General features: G+C 68.9%; 1 protein-coding gene. It reads left to right on the top strand.

Annotation, left to right across the window (positions count from 1 at the left end):
* Positions 1 to 297, top strand: a 297-nt coding sequence (locus D9V41_RS16970; RefSeq protein WP_121795637.1) for an OsmC family peroxiredoxin, incomplete at its 5' end; no start/stop codon positions are given.
* Positions 298 to 350: the final 53 nt, after the last annotated feature.

Here is a 350-nt window from a genome sequence, read left to right on the forward strand (position 1 = left end):
GAGGAGCTGATCGCCATGGCGCACAGCGCGTGCCTGGCGATGCAGCTGTCGGCTCTCATCAGCGAGCACGGGGCCACCTCCGTTCAGCTGGATGTCACGGCCGAGGTGGCCCTCGGTCCGGACCCTGCCGGCGGATTCAGGCTCATGGGGATCGATCTCGCGGTCACCGGTTCCGCCGCAGGCCTGGACGCGGGAGCGTTCGCCGAACTGACTGAGACCGCCAAGCGGATCTGCCCGGTCAGCAAGGCTCTGACCGGCGTTGAGATCTCGTTGGCCACGACGTTCGTCCCAGCATGACGACCCCGGTGCGCGCCGACGGCAGGCGGCTGCTGCGGATCGAAGCGCGCAAC

Source organism: Aeromicrobium phragmitis, assembly GCF_003674095.1.
GTDB lineage: Bacteria > Actinomycetota > Actinomycetes > Propionibacteriales > Nocardioidaceae > Aeromicrobium > Aeromicrobium phragmitis.